This is a genomic window from Asticcacaulis aquihabitans (genome assembly GCF_032490435.1).
In the GTDB taxonomy this organism is placed as follows: Bacteria; Pseudomonadota; Alphaproteobacteria; order Caulobacterales; family Caulobacteraceae; genus Asticcacaulis.
This window is the reverse complement of record NZ_JAVGWM010000002.1, coordinates 332,809-348,963: the sequence shown is the minus strand read 5'-3', so window position 1 is coordinate 348,963 and position 16,155 is coordinate 332,809. Positions and strand designations below refer to the sequence as shown.

General features: G+C 57.9%; 14 protein-coding genes. 9 read left to right on the top strand and 5 right to left on the bottom strand.

The annotated features are described in order from the left end of the window. Positions 1-99: 99 nt before the first annotated feature. Positions 100-1,635, top strand: coding sequence for a thioredoxin family protein (locus RCJ00_RS08475; RefSeq protein WP_316221368.1), 1,536 nt, complete (start codon positions 100-102; stop codon positions 1,633-1,635). Positions 1,636-1,893: 258 nt separating this feature from the next. Here the strand turns inward: RCJ00_RS08475 and RCJ00_RS08470 are convergent, their stop codons facing one another. The 4 genes from RCJ00_RS08470 to RCJ00_RS08455 all read right to left on the bottom strand — a co-directional run bounded on the left by RCJ00_RS08470 (position 1,894) and on the right by RCJ00_RS08455 (position 6,862). Beyond that, on the bottom strand, positions 1,894-2,667 hold the full coding sequence (locus RCJ00_RS08470; protein WP_316221367.1) for a hypothetical protein: 774 nt from the start codon (positions 2,665-2,667) through the stop codon (positions 1,894-1,896). 59 nt (positions 2,668-2,726) lie between these two features. Beyond that, entirely contained in the window at positions 2,727-3,800 is a 1,074-nt protein-coding gene (locus RCJ00_RS08465) for a LacI family DNA-binding transcriptional regulator (protein WP_316221366.1), read from the bottom strand. Between the two features lie 515 nt (positions 3,801-4,315). After that, positions 4,316-5,185: a glycoside hydrolase family 16 protein gene (locus tag RCJ00_RS08460; RefSeq protein WP_316221365.1), complete on the bottom strand. Its 870-nt coding sequence runs from the start codon at positions 5,183-5,185 to the stop codon at positions 4,316-4,318. Positions 5,186-5,272: 87 nt separating this feature from the next. Continuing rightward, positions 5,273-6,862: a sodium:solute symporter family transporter gene (locus RCJ00_RS08455; protein WP_316221364.1), complete on the bottom strand. Its 1,590-nt coding sequence runs from the start codon at positions 6,860-6,862 to the stop codon at positions 5,273-5,275. A 94-nt stretch (positions 6,863-6,956) separates the two neighbouring features. Between RCJ00_RS08455 and RCJ00_RS08450 the strand changes: the two genes are divergently transcribed. From RCJ00_RS08450 to RCJ00_RS08440, 3 genes are read left to right on the top strand one after another with little or no spacing between them, the layout of a single operon-like run. After that, entirely contained in the window at positions 6,957-7,490 is a 534-nt protein-coding gene (locus RCJ00_RS08450) for a mismatch-specific DNA-glycosylase (RefSeq protein WP_316221363.1), read from the top strand. A 19-nt stretch (positions 7,491-7,509) separates the two neighbouring features. Next, the gene (locus RCJ00_RS08445; RefSeq protein ID WP_316221362.1) at positions 7,510-8,490 is read left to right on the top strand and encodes an NUDIX domain-containing protein; all 981 of its coding nucleotides are present in this window, start codon (positions 7,510-7,512) and stop codon (positions 8,488-8,490) included. A 51-nt stretch (positions 8,491-8,541) separates the two neighbouring features. Further along, entirely contained in the window at positions 8,542-10,320 is a 1,779-nt protein-coding gene (locus tag RCJ00_RS08440; protein ID WP_316221361.1) for a DUF885 domain-containing protein, read from the top strand. A gap of 614 nt (positions 10,321-10,934) precedes the next feature. Here the strand turns inward: RCJ00_RS08440 and RCJ00_RS08435 are convergent. Beyond that, a complete protein-coding gene (locus tag RCJ00_RS08435; protein WP_316221360.1) occupies positions 10,935-11,243 on the bottom strand; it encodes a hypothetical protein in 309 nt (102 codons plus the stop codon). Positions 11,244-11,604: 361 nt separating this feature from the next. Here RCJ00_RS08435 and RCJ00_RS08430 point away from each other — a divergent pair, with 361 nt between their 5' ends. From RCJ00_RS08430 to RCJ00_RS08410, 5 genes are all read left to right on the top strand, one after another. Continuing rightward, entirely contained in the window at positions 11,605-11,931 is a 327-nt protein-coding gene (locus tag RCJ00_RS08430) for a hypothetical protein (RefSeq protein ID WP_316221359.1), read from the top strand. 86 nt (positions 11,932-12,017) lie between these two features. Continuing rightward, positions 12,018-13,058: a PAS domain-containing protein gene (locus RCJ00_RS08425; RefSeq protein WP_316221358.1), complete on the top strand. Its 1,041-nt coding sequence runs from the start codon at positions 12,018-12,020 to the stop codon at positions 13,056-13,058. A gap of 332 nt (positions 13,059-13,390) precedes the next feature. Further along, positions 13,391-15,097 carry a methyl-accepting chemotaxis protein gene (locus RCJ00_RS08420; RefSeq protein ID WP_316221357.1) on the top strand — a complete coding sequence of 569 codons (1,707 nt, stop codon included), beginning with the start codon at positions 13,391-13,393 and terminating at the stop codon, positions 15,095-15,097. Then, positions 15,097-15,432 (top strand): hypothetical protein, encoded by a 336-nt coding sequence (locus tag RCJ00_RS08415; protein WP_316221356.1) that lies wholly within the window; start codon positions 15,097-15,099, stop codon positions 15,430-15,432. Before RCJ00_RS08420 ends, RCJ00_RS08415 begins: the two co-directional genes overlap by 1 nt. A gap of 140 nt (positions 15,433-15,572) precedes the next feature. Continuing rightward, entirely contained in the window at positions 15,573-16,142 is a 570-nt protein-coding gene (locus RCJ00_RS08410; RefSeq protein ID WP_316221355.1) for a response regulator, read from the top strand. Positions 16,143-16,155 lie beyond the last annotated feature (13 nt).

Sequence of the window (16,155 nt, the reverse complement as noted above, 5' to 3'; positions counted from 1 at the left end):
GATGAATCCGATACCGCAGAAATCTAGACTTGACCATATGAGGAGCCATAGGACTATACCTTAAGGGTGGCCTTGGCTGGCCCTGAAAGGGAGTCTTGCATGCGTTTGACATGGGTGTGGTTGGCGATCGGGTTAGCTGGAGGTATTGCCGGCTGTCAGCGGAGTGAGGTCCCGGGGAAGAGTGCCGCCGTTCAGGAGATTGCCTGGCGTGAGGGCGACGTCGACGACGCCCTTGCGGAGGCTAAAGAGAGCGGCAAGCCAATCTTGCTCTATTGGGGTGCCAAATGGTGCCCGCCCTGCAACCAACTCAAAACCACCCTGTTTAAGGACCCGGCCTTTATCGCCCAGACACGGCGGTTCGTCCCTGTCTATCTCGATGGCGATACGACAGGGGCGCAGCACTGGGGCGAGCGGTTTGGCATTCGCGGCTACCCGACCATAATTGTCCTTCGCGCCGATGGATCCGAGATCACCCGTTTGTCAGCGGCGGGGCGTCTTTCGGAAGTGTTGCGTGTCGCGGCGGGTCGCACGACGTCGATAGACAGCTTATTCAGCAAGGCAGAAAAGACGCCTTCGGCGCTATCGCAGGATGAGTGGCAACTCCTGGCGGCCTTCGATTGGCAGAACGATCCCAAGCATTTCAGCGATCATGCCCATGCGGCCTCATTACTGGGCAGCTTGGCCGAGGCGGCGCCGGAGGGGCCTCTCAAACGACGGTTCGCAATGCAGGCCCTGATTGCCGCCGCTGAGAAAGGCGCGGACGGAAAATATAGGCTCAGTCCGGCTCAGCAGACGCAGATCGAGCAGCTTCTGCCCGCTATTCTTTCCAATCCGGGGGAGGTGGCGTCTAATCGTCAGGATCTTAGCTATTGGGTGCCCTCACTCATTGCCGCCGTGCCGGACAGTGCGCAACGTAAGGCTATGGGAACGTCCTTGATCAACGCGCTCGATCGCGTCTATGCGGACGACAGCCTGCCCCTGCCAGACCGGCTGGAAACGGTCAATGCGGACATCATACTTGATAAGGCCAGTCAGGATACACCCCGTCATGGAGTGGCTTCAAAGGCGGTGCTGAGCAAGGTAAGAGCGCGGGCCGCCTGGGCGGATCGGGTGGCCAAGGACCCCATGGTACGCCAATCTGTCATATCGAATGCCGCCGATCTGCTTCATGAGGCGGGTGATAATGCCGGTGCCAGGGCCTTGCTCGAAGGTGAGCTCAAGCGCTCTGCTTCGCCCTATTATTACATGCTGGAACTTGCCAGCCTGTCTGAAGAGGAGAAGGATGCGAAAGGGGCAATTGCCTGGGCGCGCAAAGCCTTTGAGGCGTCTGAAGGGCAGGCTACCCGCGTCCAGTGGGCTATTGAATATTCCGAAACCGTCATGCGCCAGGCGCCCGGGGACAAGGCGGCCGTAGAGGCCAGCGCACAGGCGGTGATTGACGCCTTGGGCAAGAGCGGCGGCGGTTACTATCAACGAACGCGCGTCAAGGTCGATGCCTGGGGCAAGCTGGTGCGCAAATGGAGTGACGCCCATGATGGCGGCACCGTATTGGCGCGCCTCAATACGCGGATGGCCAGCGTTTGTGCGGGGCAAGGGGAAGCGGCTGCCAGTTGCCGCGATTGGGCACAGGCATGATGGGTACAGCAGGCAGGTGCTGACCGCGACCTTGAATAGGTAATTTAGGGTGTGGTGACGTCCCTGTCGGAGAAAGACTTGAGCGCTAGTCCGAGGACGTCGATAAATTTCTCAAACACCTGCTCGGCCAGCCCCTCCAGTGCTGCCTTGAGTACAGGCAGGCCCTGCGCGTCCCTTAAACGGGAATTAGTTTTTTCTTCATTAGCCTTGATGCTGGCCAGGCTGGCGGTCGGCGAACAATGGGGGCAGAGCGCATCGTCAATCGAAGACCTGCGCCGCATCGTCCGGCCGCATCTTGTCGCGACTGAGGCGCAGGCCGACATATACGGCAGCGGTAAAGATCATTCCGGCCAGAGACGACAAGCCGTTGCCTAGACTCATGATCAGGGTGTCGGCGAGGCCTCCCGGCATCGGCAAGGCGCTGCCAAGGCCTGCGCCCAGCACCTCCAGCAGCTTGTCGAACAGGTTTGAGGCGATGCCGTTGACGACGCTCAGGCCGAACAGCGTCCAGCGGTGGCCGCGCGTCAGGACGAACGAGCGTTTGACGCTTCCCCACAGGCCCAGTCCCTGTTCGCTGACATAGGCGGGAATGGCGACATACGCCGCCATCAGGAACATGAAGCAGGGAAAGACCAGCAGCAGAAAGGCGAATCCGGCGACAACACCGGTCATAAGCAGAATCAAAACCAGCGGAAGGGCGTTAAAAAGCGCATGGCCCAGCACACCCGGCACGGAAACGGGCTTGCCGACGGCGCGCAGGACAGCGACCTCGGTGATGGCCGACAGATTGATCATGTAAAGCAGCAGGGTAATGAGGCCGCTACCTGCCAGCCAGGCTTGGGCCGATCCGGATGCGCCTTCCCATTTTTCCACCCAATTGGCGGGTTGCAGTCCCAGGCCCGCGTACAGGCCGTAATTGATCGCCAGCGTCGGCAGCACGGTCAATATCAGGCCCAGGATGAAGAACAGGGCGAAATTGTCGCCGATCAACCGGAAGAAACGGTTGTAGGCCGAACCGAAAGAGAAGGGCATGGTGATCCTGTTCTAGCGTATCCGCTTAGCCTATGACCGCATGCCGGTTCTGCCAAGGCCTATTTTGTCTTGCGTAAGGGCGCCGTTGAGGCCCGCAGGACGACATCGTGCTGCAGCACGACATGGGGCGCCGGGTTAGGCCATTCGACGCTGTCGGGGCTGCTGCTGAGCGGTGACAGGCGCGTAAACAGCAGATCCCCCGCCGCCGCCCCCAGACGCGTCACTGGCTGACGTACGGTGGTGAGCGAAGGCCACAGCATTTCCGAAGTCGCAATGTCGTCGAAACCCACGACCGAGCAGTCGTCCGGCAGGGTGAGGCCCAGCTCATGGGCCACGCTGATCACCGCCGCCGCCATTTCGTCATTGGATGCAAAGATCGCCGTCGGTCGGTCGGGGCGTTCCAGAAGGTTATGCGCACTCGGTAGGGCCGAAAAATATCGGAAGCCGCCATCTTCTATGAGGCTTTCGTCGATCGCCAAGCCCGCTTCGCTCATCGCCTGCTCGAATCCTTCCCACCGTAGTAGGGTGGCAGAGTGTCCGGGCAGCCCCCGGATGAAGCCTATACGTGTGTGCCCGAAGGCGATCAGGTGCTGGGTCAACTGGTAGGCCGCGCGTTTTTCGTCAATGCGGACCGATGGCAGGTGGCGGGCCTCGGTCACGGGGGCAACCCGGACATAAGGCACGCCGGCTTCGTCAAGAACGCCGAGCACCACCTCATTGTCCGTCAGGGGCGCGGTCAGAACCGCACCGTCGAGCTTCAGGCGCCGCACCAGGTCTTTGGTACGCCGTTCGATATCCGGGCTTTGGTAGTCCAGCTCCTCGACGACCAGGTGATAGCCGAAATAGTGGCAGCGGCTAAGCAAGCCGATCTGGATGTCGCTGGTGTAGGCGCCACCCGGATCGCCGTAGAGCTGGGCTACCACATATGACTTATCGGGTGTCTGGGATCGCATCCCGCGCGCTGATTCATTGACCTCGAAGCCGAGTTCGGCGACGGCGGCGCGAACTCTGGCCCGCATATCGGCGGACACGTGGCGTTCATTATTGATAACGCGTGAGACGGTCTTGATCGAAACACCGGCGCGGCTGGCCACATCGATAATGGTCGGCTTACGTATATCGCTTGGCGGCATCAGTGCTTTACCGGCAGGAATTTATCAGCGTGCGGCATTGCAAAACTGTCGTGGCGGGGCGTTGTGGACATGCAGACCTGTCTCGTGACGGGAGGCTATGGGTAACGCTAACACGCGGTTGGAAACACGGCAAGCTTGCCCTTGGCGAGGGACAAGGCGCAGGAATATGATTTTATTGATATTTTTGTAATCTCTCAAAGCAAGTGACGCGATTTGGCCTTACGCTATTGTCAGCATTTCAAGACAGATTTTGAGACTTGGCGATCGGCGGATAAATTTTTTTGCACTAATTTTCAGTAAAAATATATTATATATCAATATCTTGTATTTTGTCGGCCAGGAATTATCTATCTGACAACCTTGTCAGCCTAGGTTTACATATGGTGGGCTTACGCGTACGAAGGCGACGTCACGCATCCGGCGAGGAATGGCTGTGATTGCAACGTCTCCCTGTTGCAATCAGTTCGCGCAGGACAATCACGGCCCTCCCGGTTCCCGAGACTCGGAGGGCCACTTTATTGTTTCTGATAAACCCGAACATAGTCGATTTTGAACTGCCAGGGCAGGCTTGAGTCGTCCACACCTGTCTTGCCGCCAAAATCGCCGCCGACGGCGAGGTTCAGGATCAAGTTGTGCGCGCGGTCGAAGGGCCAGGTGCCCGTGTTGCCCTTGCCGTCATTGCGAAAATGGAAATAATACCGGCCGTCAATGCCTTCTTTGATCTCATTAGGCGTCCACAGAAGACTATAGGTATGCCACTGGCCGCACACCGCTGGCATAGCCTTCAGAATGCCTTTTTGCGTGCCCTTTACGTGGTTATACAGGCCGGTATGGATGGTGTGATAGATGACATCCTTGTCCCATCCGACATATTCCATGATGTCGATTTCGCCGTCGTCGGGCCATTTCAGCCTATCGGTTGCCGGAAGCTGCCAGATGGCGGGCCAGACACCCAAACCGCATGGCAATTGGGCGCGTACCTCGACATAGCCGTATTTGTAGGTCTTCTTCGATAACAGGCGCGCCGAGCTATAGTGCTGGCCGCCCCAATCCGATTTGTCCTTAAGGTCTTCCTTACGCGCCTCGATGATGAGGGTGCCATCCTCGACTCGCGAGTTCTCTGGGCGGGCGTTGGCGTAATATTGCCGTTCGTGGTTGGCCCAACCGGTCTTGTTGGCCTTGGTGTCGTATCGCCAGAGCGCGGGATTGGGCAGGCCCGGCGTATCGAACTCATCGGACCATTTCAGCGTGTAGCCGGTGGGCACACCGCCCGGTTCATCTATGGCTAGGGAATCTTTGGCGGGCGCAATCGACGGGTCGGCGTTGGCGGCCAATGGCATAAAAAGAGCCATGACGACCAGGCAGGATATATGGGTGTGGGACATCACGGGACAGGCTCCTTAAAAAGCGTTTCCAATCGTTTCGCGGGCGCCTTTGCGGCTTATAGTGCGAGGCTAGCAGAGTGGCGGGGCCTAGGCAAACCAGACAACGATGGCACCGGTTAAGATTAGGAGGGCGACGGATAGAATGCGGTAGTTCTGATACCATTTCACCTCCCTGAGATGGTCGGTTTCGGCTTTCCAGACATCCTTGGCGAACATCAGGTGGCTGACGGTCGCTGGGTCCGGGGCCGGGCGGAACAGGCTGCCTATAAGGAGGGCGGCGCCGGCGATGACGAAAATGACCACGGCGGCGACCAGGAAGTGCAGTGGAAAGACGTGAAACTGAAAGGCGTCGACGAACAGAACCAGACTGGCGGTCGTCCCGACGATGAGGCCGGCTGCTGCGCCGGCCGTATTGACGCGCTTGATGAACAGGCCCGCCAGGAAGACAGCGGCGATTGGGGGAACGAAGTAGCACAGGACCGCCTGGAGATATTTCCACAGCGTGTCCTGGAAATGGATGATCTGAGGCGTCCACAGAACGGAAATGACCATTAGCGCCACAATGACGATCTTGCCAGTGCGCACCAGTTGTACGTCCGTCATGCCGGGACGCAGTTTGCGGATAAAGTCCATCGTCAGCAGGGTCGAGGTCGAATTATAGACGGCAGACAGATTAGCCAGGATTGAAATCAGGCAAGCCGCGAGGATAAGTCCGATGAGGCCGTGCGGCATGACCTCGAAAACGATGTGCGAAAACACCTGGTCGGGCTGGGCGAGGTGAGGAAAGAGCAACACCGCTGCGGCGCCCGGCAGGATGACCAGGAACAGATTGGTCAGTTTCAGCGCGCCGCCCATCAAAGAGCCCCAGCGGCCGTGGTCCAGAGACTTGGCGGCCAGAACGCGTTGGACCATGATCTGGTTTGTGCACCAGAAGTAAAAGCCGATGAGCGGCACGCCCGTCAGAAGGCCCGTCCATGGCATGTCCTTGTCTGAAGCGGGCATGACCAGCTTCAGATGCGCGGGGTCCAGTTGTGACATGACGTGGTTCCAGCCCCCGGCGGCCTGAAAGGTGAAGAAGGCGATGCCGGATGCGGCAATGACCATGACCAGTCCCTGCACACTTTCGACCATAATGACCGCCCGCAGGCCGCCGGAGATCAGGAAGGCGCCGGCCAGTAGGGCAAGCAGGGCGCAGACCTGCCAAAGCACCCAGTCGGGAAAGAGGATCTGGAACAGGACGGCCCCGGCGAACAATCCGCCCGCGGCATCGAGGAAAATACCCAGAACGACCGACAGGGCCGAAACGTAGGTGCGCACGAACTTGCCGTAACGCAGCTCCAGGAACTCCGGCACGGTAAAGACCTGAGATTTGATATAGGTCGGCAGGACGAAGGCGCAGAAGATGGTTAGCACGACCGCGGCCATCCATTCGTAATTGTAGACAGAAATGCCGTGCGAATAGGCGGCTCCGGTCAGTCCGACCAGGGAGGTTGCGGAAATGGTCGAGGCATAGAGTGCAAATCCGATGCGTGGCCAGGAGGCCGAATTGCCGCCGAGAAAGTGTTCGCGCGCCTTCATCTGGCGCCGACGATCCAAGACACCCATCAGGATCAGGCCGCCAACGTACAGACCGAACACACCCAGATCGAGCCAGCTCAGGTTTTGGATCAAAGGCATGTTGGCGTGTTCCCCGTCTTTTTTTCAGGGTATCGGATTTCGCGCGGGGTGCAAGCCGCCTTGCATCGGCGGTCTGACCTCCCACATGCACACCATGTCCAAACTCGATAAATTTGGCGCCTTGCCAGACGATCACGTGCCCGACCTGTTGGGGCCCGGTTTGAAGCTTGTTTTCTGCGGCACGGCTCTGGGGCGCGTTTCGGCAGAGCGTCGCGCCTACTACGCCAATCCGGGCAACTTTTTTTGGCGAACCCTGCACAATACCGGACTGACGCCGGGCTTGGTCAGGCCGCAAGACTATGCGCAGTTGCTCGACTACGGCATTGGCCTGACCGACCTGTGCAAGGCGCACTATGGCAATGACAACCAATTGCCCGCCGGTGCGCTCGATGCCGAAGCCCTGCGCCAGAAAATTCTTCGCTATCAGCCGGCTATCCTGGCCTTTACCAGCAAGACGGGCGCCAGTGTGTATCTCGGGCGAGCGACCGGTGACATCGCACTCGGCTTTCAACCGGAAAAAGTCGGGGATACCCGAATTTATGTCTTGCCTTCGCCGTCAGGTCAGGCCCGTATCTTCTGGAATCAACAGGCCTGGCAGGATCTGGCCGACACCGTGCGCGGTGTGTGACACACCGGTAGGAGACCCCATGTCCGAGTATGATTTTGCCGTGATCGCCAGCCCCTTCGCCCCGGTGACACCGGGCGAGCTGGCCCTGATCGAAACCGTCGGGATGCGGGCCGGTGCAATCATATTGGTTATCGAAGGGGCGGATATTGCTCCGTCGGTGCAGATGCCATGGACGGCGGAGGAGCGTGAAAGTTTGCTGCGCGCCGGCCTGGGGGAGGAAAGCCAGGGCGTCTTGATTACTTCGGTTCGTGATCATCGCTATCGCCCGGACTTGGCCGCCGCCGCCTTGCGGTCCGCGGTCGAGGCGATTGCCGGGCCGCAAAGTCGTATCCTCAAGGTCGGCGGTATTGACGTCGAGGAATGGGACTATAGCGAGGCGCCCGACTTCTCCGCTGACGCAGAAGACATGCGCGGGGCCTTTTTCAATGAGGGCCCCGAAGCCTTCGAAAGCGAAGTGCCTGACGCCATGGCGGATATACTGATGTCTTTTGATGGTACGCCGGGCTACCTCGCGCTATACGAGGAACAGGTCTATGTCGAGGCCTATCGTGACAGCTGGGAAGCGGCGCCCTATCCGGCTACGCTCGTCACCGTGGATGTCATCATCATAGCCTCTGACCGGATTTTGCTGGTCAAACGCGGTGCTATGCCGGGTAGGGGGCAATGGGCCTTGCCCGGGGGCTTTATCGACGTTGACGAAACCCTCGTCGAATCGGCCCTGCGCGAGCTTCAGGAAGAAACGGGCCTGGACCTGACGGAGGTTGCGTTCGAACTGGTGGCGCGCGAAGTGTTCGATGACCCGAAAAGATCCTCCCGTGGCCGCGTGATCACCCATGCGTTCGTCTTCCGCCTCGACGGCGAATTGCCGGACGTCGCGGGCGCCGACGATGCCGAAACCGCGACATGGCTACCGCTCGTCGAACTGCCGGCACTCCGCGGCCACTTCTTCGAGGACCACGGCGCCATTCTCGACCATTTCGGTCTGTTGCCACCCGATTGATCGGGCTTAAGTGCCGTGCCATGGTGCCGTTTCATATGAAATGAGGCTGTCATGCGTAACCCTGCACCCCGTCTTGTCCTACACCTCCTGACCACGCCCTTGGCACTTGTGGTGGCGTTGCCGGCGGCAGCTCAGGTCGCCGCGCAAACGCCCGACGACCAGTTCAGGGCGATCTACACGGCGGAATGGACCTGGCGCCAATCCCTGCTGGCTAGTGGCGAAGACAATGTCGATACTGGGATTGCGCCACATCTGCCTGATGTCAGCGCCAAGTCGCAAGGTGAACGGCTGGCCTATTGGCAGGGTGTCGAGAGCAAGCTGGCCGCCGTCGACCAGACCGCGTTGTCGCGCGAAAACCAGATCAATTTCCAGGTCTATAAGGGCCAGATCGACGCCTATGTCGCCGAAGGGCGGTTTCGCGAATATGAAAAACCGGTCAATTCCGACAGCAGCTTCTGGAGCGATCTGGCCTATGTCACCGAAGCCAATTTTCATACGGTTCAGGATTACAAGAACTATCTGAGCCAGTTGAACGACATGCCGTGGTATTTCGATCAGCAGATCGTCAATATGCGGGCCGGGCTCAAGCGCCATTTCACGCCCCCGCAAGTCACCCTGACAGGCCGTGAGGTCTCCGTTCGGACCGTCATCGACGCCAAACCGCAGGATAGCGTCTTCTACAAACCGTTTCTCACCATGCCGGCGACCATTCCCACCGACGTCCAGGCCGACCTGCGCGCCCAGGCGGTCAAGGCGATCACCACGTCGGTGGTGCCGGCGCATAAGACCCTCTACGCCTTCCTGACGACCGACTATATCCCGCACGCGCAAACGGCGCTCGGCGCCAGCCAATTGCCGGACGGCGCCGCCTATTACCAATCCAAGATTCGTGAATACACCACGCTCGACCTGCCACCGGCGCAGATACACCAGATCGGCCTTCTGCAGATGGCGCTTATCCGCGAGCAGATGCTGGACGTGATGAAGTCCGTACATTTCGACGGCGACCTGCCGGCCTTTCTGGCCTTTTTACGCGCCGATCCGCAATTCTACGCCAAGACGCCGCAGGACCTGCTCGATCGAGCCGCCTGGACGGCCAAACGGTTCGACGGCGTTGCTGGCAAATGGTTCGGCCGCCTGCCGCGTCAGCGGTTCGGTATCGTACCTGTCGCCCCGGAAATCGCGCCCTTCTACACCTCCGGGCGCGGTGGGCCGGGCACCTACTACGTCAATACCTATGATCTGAAGTCGCGGCCCCTGTTCCAGCTGACTGCCCTGACCCTGCATGAATCGGCGCCGGGTCATGCCTTCCAGATGCCGTTGGCCCTGGAAAACAAGACCCTGCCGGAATTCCGTCAGAAAACCTATATCTCGGCCTATGGCGAAGGATGGGCGCTTTACTCCGAATATCTGGGCGTTGAGATGGGTATGTATGAAACACCCTATGACCGGTTCGGTTATCTCAGTTACCAGGCCTGGCGGGCAGCCCGACTGGTCGTTGATACCGGCATCCATGCCCAGGGGTGGACGCGTGCCCAGGCCCAGGCCTATCTGCGCGAAAACACCGCCTTGTCCGAGCATGAGATCGAAACCGAGGTAGATCGCTATATTTCCTGGCCGGGCCAGGCCTTAAGCTACTATCTCGGCGAAATGGCGATCCGAGATGCCCGCGCAAAGGCGGAGCAGGCGCTGGGCGAACGGTTCAATATCCGCGCCTTTCACGACGCTGTTTTGGAACTGGGCTCGGTCCCCTTGCCCGTCCTGACGGCCCATATTGATGCCTTTATCGCCAATGGCGGTGTCGGGCCCTACCCGGACGAGGAAAAGTAATCACCCCCGCTGACGATAAAGCGAATGTCTGCACATCTGGCTCGCTAAAGCGACCGTGTCATCGCTCCAGCACCACCATAGATAATCCACGTTCGCTATGAGACCGCCGAAATATCTCAGAGCAGTCTAAGGAGGTGCGGGGTACCGGGTGGGAAACAGCGCGTGGCGACATAATATGCCTGCGGTAACGGGATATTTTATGGACTTGCCCTGAATCGAACCGATAACGTGATCTTCGGCAGGTTACTGAGGTATCCTTTTTGGTTAACACATTGATATTGTATCTCCAAAAAAAGCCCTATAGAGGGAAAACCTCTCTTTTTAGGCGATTCCAGTGAGCAGCGCACCAAGACATCCCACAAGTCCATTCCATCAGATTGCGGTTGATCGATTGATAGAAGCGCGAATAGCCAAGTCATGGAGCCAGTACGACCTGGCAAAGGTATGGAGACGCCATCAGAGTATAGTCGCCAAGGTTGAAACCTACCAACGCAACCTGGAACTGATTGAGTTCCTCAACCTATGTACCCTCCTGGATATAGATCCGGTGCCTTTGGTCGCCCAGATTCATAAGCAGATTAAGGTTGAACAATCGGTTTCGCCGGCACCTAAGGCTATTCCCAAGGGAAACGTCCGCCTAAAATAGCGCGATAATGCCGCCGTTCGGCCCCCGTAAGCGGCCTCTCTGCAATGATGCGGCGTCTGCCATCGCGAATATCGGCCCACTTCAACGTCATCAAGGCCGGTGCCCTACAAATGAACCTGAATGTCATCGGGCGGTTTTCAATCGCATCGCTTACCAGAACCGTTTCGAATGCGGCCCACATGTCTTTGCCGAGCAGTTGATTGAGATAATCGGTGTATGCGTCAGTCCCCACATCCGTGCCATCGGAGGGGAGGCCAAATTCGATCTCGTAAATCACCCGACATATCTTTCAACTGTAAAATACCGGCCGTTAATCTAGCGTTAACCGGCGCCCGCTTTAATTCGATTATCGAATTAGGCGGTAGGCCATACGTCTTTTTCGCGTGACGATTGTGTCTTTGGCCGACCTGCCGCTACCGCCGGGCGGTCAGGCCACGTCTCTCACCAGAGTGCATGCCGTCCGCACGGCCTGTCGTGTGCATAGTCCCTCTGTGTGGTGAGGTTTAACTTCCAAGCTTCGGGGGTCGTTTAGCAGTCTTATGGTCATTCCTCGGATAGCTATCGGTGATAGGCCGCGTGCGCCTTATCGCGTCAAAATAGATATTGGCGATGCTGACAAACTCGTGAGCTTCCGCCTTATGGGAAGGGTTCCCGGCTGGGTGTTCGCCCGTCACTTTCTCGAAACGTCACAGAAACTGAAGGGGACGGGGCTATATAATATACTCATCGATACGCGCAGGCTCGATACAGTTTCTGACTACAGGGGTTATCAGTTTCTGGCGCGTAGATGTTTACACCTACTCACCCAGACGGCACCCGCCCGCAAGTTGGCCGTGATCAGCCCCGCCATGGATGACCGCGTCCAAGGGGGCGTCCTGGCGGAACTCTATCCCGCCAAAACCATGAGGACCTTTCCCGCCATCGACGAGGCCCTGGCGTGGTTGAGTCCGGGCGACCTTGACTGAAGCTGTCTCTTTTATTCTGGGCGTAAGTGGCCGGCGGCATCTTCGCCTTAAAGGCTATGCCTCGGAACTTCGCGCGGAGATGCAACATGCCTTATAGCCGCAAACTGACCTCACTGCATGTCATTTCGATCATGGAGCAGGTGGCAAAGCTGGGGCGGATTGAAATTTCAATCGCCAGTCCGGAAGAACCGATTGTTTTTTCAAACGGGCTGAAGCACCTTCTGGGGTTAAGTGACACCGAGCCTATGGCCCTTGATGTGGTGTCGCGTGCCATTCATGCATCGGATCGAGCCTTGTTCATTGAGGACATGACGGTCATTCGTCGGGGGCATGAACCGCCGCCCAGGACATATCGCCTGGGCGGGGCGATCGCGCAGGCACGCTATATATCTCTGAAGTACCAGGCTTTGCTGGGAGGGGACGGGCGCGTTCAGAAGATTGTGGCCCTCGCCCAAGACGTAAGTGCCGAAGAAACGCTGCTGCGTTCAAAAACCTACAACGCCCGTCGCGTTGACGCCCTGATGGCATATTTTGGCGTTGAGTGCATCTGGAGTGCAGACGCTGGCGGTCGTCTATTTGAACATTTTACGACGGGCAATCTCGAAGGGGTGGTGCCGAATTTCGATCCTCTGTCGGCCGACTCCATTCATCCGGGTGACCGGGAGGTGGCCCTGTCGGCCATAGCCCGCGCCATGTCGGCCGGGGAAGATTTTTCGGTCAGCATGCGGATATTCGGTGCGGACGGCGTGCCACGAAAATACCACAAGAAGGGCATGGTCATCCGGGAAGACGGTCGCCCGCTTGAATGGTGGGGTGTAATAATAGAAGACCGAGCCCTGTCGGCCTTGCTACCGGCCGAACTGGATCACGCCATCAAGCTTGCCACGGGAGCGACTCTGAGAGCGCTATGCGGTATAGTCGGCTATACGCATGACGAACTGGCGCGCCACACGGGTATTTCGCGTACAACCATTCATCGCATGTTCTCGTCTGATGAACCGCTATCCGGTCAATTCAAATATAAGACGGTTGAAGCCGTCATTCAAATATTCACGCAGCACGGAATTCGATTTTTCGTGGATCCAGAGGGTGTGCTCGCCTTCTCGCACAGAAAAGATCGAAAATGAGGCATCAAAATTCATCTCTTTAACAGTGCAGAACTATTTTTAAGTGCAACTTTTGAAACTTCAATTTTTTGAATGTGGCAGTAACTTCAAATTTCTCTCCTAAATGGCGATTAGTTAAAATGAAACACTGGGCACACTTTTGCACCTTAATTTTCAGTTTGAGCCGAAATTGGCTATAAACGTGTCAATTTGGGAGACGTCTTAGGGTAGCATAAGCCCGCATAATTAAATTTCACCTCACCAAGTTCATTCACCATGATCTGGCAGGGCCTGGGGGTCGTGCACCGGCACGGCGGCCGGGTTCGGTCTATCTCGAATTCTGGAGAGTGTTTATGAACTTTAACAATATAAAGATTCAGGCAAAGTTGCTGATGCTTGTGGGGGCCATCAGCGCGATCACGGCATTTATAGCCTATTTCGGCGTCACCAATTTTAATCACCTGGCGGCGACGCTGGCGGAAGTTGACCGTGTGGACACGGCGGCGACGGTCGGCGCGCGCATGTCACAGGACGTGATTATGGCGAACCGTTCAGAATATCGGATTGCCGCTAGTCCAACGGAAAAGACGATCCAAGAGGCCAGGGAGGTAAGTGACGCCGCCAACAAACGTTTCCTGGAGCAGGCGGAACAGACCGCTAAGGTGGCGAATGCGCAGGAAAGCGCGCTGCTGGAGTCCACAAAACAGGCCTATAAGGAATATCGGGAAGGCTTGGAGGATGTTTATGCGTTGGCTGAAGACGTCAAAACCAAGGCGCATCTGGATGGAGAGCAACAACGTCTTTACCAGGCCGTAGCTCAGAACCGTGCGCGGGCCAATAAGCTGGCCGATCTTGTCAAGCAATATGAAACCACGATCGATCAACGGGGAACGGCAACGGCAGATAAGGCTGTAGCGGAAAGCAAGAAGTTAAGCCTGATCATGATCGTAGTTGCCATATCCGGTGTGTTGGCGGGCCTAGTCATCGGCTGGCTTATGGCCACGTTCGGCATTGCCAAACCGATCGCGCGTTCAGTTGAGCAACTGCGGGGTCTGGCCGATGGCCGGCTAGAGACGGTTGTGACGGGTGCGGAACGACACGATGAATGCGGCGACATCGCCAAGGGACTGGCCATCTTCAAGGAGAATGCGCTGAAGGCCCGCGAATTGGAAGCCTCCGCGGCTGAGCTTAAACAAAAGGCCGAAGCGGAACGCCGCCAGGGTATGCTGGACCTGGCCAATGAATTCGAAAAATCAGTCGGCGGGATCGTCACGACCGTGTCAGGCGCCGCGACGGAGCTTCAAGCCGCCGCGCAGCAACTAAGTGCCACGGCCCACGAGGCTTCGGCGCAGTCGCTGGCGGTATCCTCGGCAGCGGAAGAGGCGGGCTCGAATGTGGCGTCGGTTGCGGCTGCCACTGAAGAACTGGGCGCGTCTGTCTCGGAAATCGGCCGTCAGGTGGAAAACTCGGCTCAGATTTCGGCAACTGCCATGACGGAGGCCGCCGAAGCCGGGCGGATCGTCGAACAACTCAATGAAGCCGCGACCAGCATCGGCGGGTTTGTGGATATGATTTCGGGACTGGCCAGTCAGACCAATCTTCTGGCTCTGAACGCCACCATAGAGTCGGCCCGCGCCGGGGAAGCCGGTAAGGGCTTTGCTGTGGTGGCCTCTGAAGTCAAGGCGCTGGCCGGCCAAACGGCCAAGGCGACGACCGAGATTTCCGAAAAGATTGCTCAAATTCAGGAATCGACGAGCCGTGCCTTCAAAGCCATGCAGAACATCGGCGGCACTATCAACCACATCAACACCGCGTCGACAGCTATCGCCTCGGCCGTTGAGCAGCAAAATTCGGCGACCCAGGAGATCGTACACGCCGTCAACCAGGCCGCTATGGGCACGACCGAAGTGACGTCTAACATCGGCGGTGTCGCCGATGCAGCGGAGCAGACCGGCAGTGCGGCAGCCCAGGTCCTTAGCTCGTCCAGCGAACTGGCGCAACAGGCAGAGCGCCTGCATCACGAGATGGACAAGTTCTTGGCGAACGTGAGGGCGGCCTGATGGACCCAGCTATGACGTCAGGGCGGATTACGGTTCATCCGTCTGCCCTGACCCAGGCGGGCGTCACCCGCCTGGCCTCACACCTCTCGGCTGAAAGCTTGCGAGATGAACGATTGACCCTGGTAACGATGACGCAACTGAAGTTTGACCTGTTGCGTCAGGAATGCCTCGACCTCGGTCGTGTCATGGCGGCCACGCAGCCCGAGGCCGTTCAGATGATGATGGAAGGTCTTGAGATATTCACGGAGAATTTCCTGAAACTTGCTGAGCAAGTTGATGCAGCGATTGCAGGAAACGGAGAGGAGGGCGGTATGGGCAGCCCGTCCGAAGCGTAGCGTAAACAGTAAGCGTAGCGTCTCAGTAATGTCCGAGTAGCGTTCCAGTAGCGTCTCAGTTGGTAAGCGTACACTTCTCCGGCCGATGGCGGTCGTTAGCGATCGTCATCGGCTCGCCCATTGTCACTTGGAGCCTTATCATGAAAGTCACAGATATGACGCTTCAAGAGAGTACAGACCTGTCCCGACTCGCGGTTTTGATCGTCGACGACAGCCACAATATCCGTAAAATCGTCTGCGAGATCCTGCGCAGCAACGGCTTCAAAAATGTTAAGGAAGCGGCGAGCGGCATAGAGGCCTTTGAAGTTCTTAAGGTCGCGTCCATTGACCTCATGATCCTGGATCTGGTGATGGATCAGCTGGACGGTATCGAAACCGCAAAGCTTTTGCGTCGCGGCTCTGACAGCCCCAATAAGACCCTGCCCATCATTATGATTACGGGCCACACGGTTCGCAGCAATGTCGTCAAGGCGCGCGACGCCGGCATAAACGAGATCATTGCCAAGCCCTTCACGGCGCAGGTTCTGATTGACCACCTTAAAACGGTAATGAGAAGCAAGCGGCAATGGATAGATGTCGCAACCTATACGGGGCCCGACCGGCGCCGACGAGCGTCCGAGGCCTATGCTGGCCCCATGCGCCGGGCAAGCGATGGCCTGAGTGCAGAGTCGGCCGCTGATGTTGACGGCCCGTCTTCAGCCGTAGGCTAACTGTTGCTAAGCC